This window comes from Wolbachia endosymbiont of Glossina morsitans morsitans (assembly GCF_000689175.1).
GTDB lineage: Bacteria > Pseudomonadota > Alphaproteobacteria > Rickettsiales > Anaplasmataceae > Wolbachia > Wolbachia pipientis.
Genome location: NZ_AWUH01000182.1, coordinates 1 through 1606 on the forward strand (window position 1 = coordinate 1; position 1606 = coordinate 1606).

At 38.1% G+C, this 1606-nt stretch carries 1 protein-coding gene; it reads left to right on the forward strand.

Annotated elements, in window-relative coordinates:
* A partial coding sequence (gatA, locus tag WGMM_RS04695; protein ID WP_038250801.1) for an Asp-tRNA(Asn)/Glu-tRNA(Gln) amidotransferase subunit GatA occupies positions 1–1422 on the forward strand: 1422 nt, incomplete at its 5' end.
* Positions 1423–1606: the final 184 nt, after the last annotated feature.

A 1606-nucleotide genomic window follows, 5' to 3' on the forward strand; every position in this document is an offset into this window, starting at 1 on the left:
CAAAAAAAGAGTTTTTCTGCCGTTGAACTCGTAGAGGCGCACATCAGTGCGGTTGAAAATGAGAAATTAAATGCATTTATAACAAAAACCCCAGAGATAGCAATGAAAGCTGCTAAAGCTGCAGATGAACATTTCTCTAGGCAAAAGGATGATTTAATCTCGCCGCTCATGGGTGTACCAGTTGGCATCAAAGATCTATTCTGTACAAAAGGAATAAAAACAACAGCATGCTCAAAAATGCTGGAAAATTTCGTTCCGACTTACGAATCTACGGTGTCTGACTTGCTTTTAAAAAGTGGAGCAGCCATGCTCGGTAAGCTTAATATGGATGAATTTGCTATGGGTTCTACGAACACAAATAGCTATTTTGGCCCTGTTGAAAATGTGTGGATTAGAAAAAGTGATGGGGAAAAAGTTGTTCCTGGTGGATCATCTGGTGGATCTGCAGCATCGGTTGCTGGATTTTTATGCGCTGGAGCGTTAGGGAGCGACACCGGTGGATCTGTACGCCAACCAGCAGCTTATTGTGGAGTAGTTGGAATAAAGCCAACTTATGGAAGATGCTCGCGTTTTGGTATGATTGCATTTGCGAGTTCTCTGGATCAAGCAGGAGTCATTACTCGTTCTGTCTCTGATTCAGCATTAATGCTGGAAGCAATTTGTGGCTATGATACAAAAGATTCAATATCGAGCGAAAGGCCAGTGCCTAAATTTTCTAGCTTTATAAATGGTGATGTCAAGGGTAAGTGTATTGGTATACCAAAAGAATATAGGATGGATGGAATTTCAGAGGAAATAGTTCATAATTGGGAAAGAGTTGCTTCCTATTTAAAAGAAAATGGCGCTGAAGTTGTTGACATTACTCTGCCACATACTAAATATGCAATACCAGTCTATTATTTAATCTGTTCTGCTGAAACTTCATCCAATCTTGCTTGTTACGATGGTGTGCGTTATGGATTAAGGGTTGATGCTGATACCCTTGAAGAAATGTATTCACTAACAAGAGCAGAAGGTTTTGGTAAAGAGGTGAAAAGAAGAATTTTAATTGGCGCTTATGCGCTTTCTTCAGGTCATTATAATGAATATTACGAAAAAGCGCAGTGCATTAGGGCATTAATCAGAAATGATTTTATAAAAGCGTTTGAAAAAATAGATTACATACTTGTGCCATCTGCTCCAACAGAAGCTTTTGGCTTAAATGAAAAGCCAGATCCGTTAATTATGTGCATCAATGATGTGTTTACTGTGCCGGCAAGTCTGGCAGGATTGCCTGCTATTTCTGTTCCTGTTGGGCTCTCCAATAAGGGTTTACCACTTGCCTTGCAAGTGATTGGAAATTATTATGATGAAGCTGGAATATTAAATGTGGCAAGTGTGATAGAGCAAAATTGCGGCAGAATAATTAGACCTCTTGCATAATCTTATTTTTTGATAGTAATTTTTGCATTAAAATTTGCTTACGCTCCTCAACGTACTCTATGGTTCCATTTTTAGATGAATAGCAAAAACAGGGTATATTAATCTGTTTACAAAATTTTCGTGTAACAGTTCACACTTAATTAAACAGACTGAATTCTGTAATTTTGGGATGTTGAAAAATTTA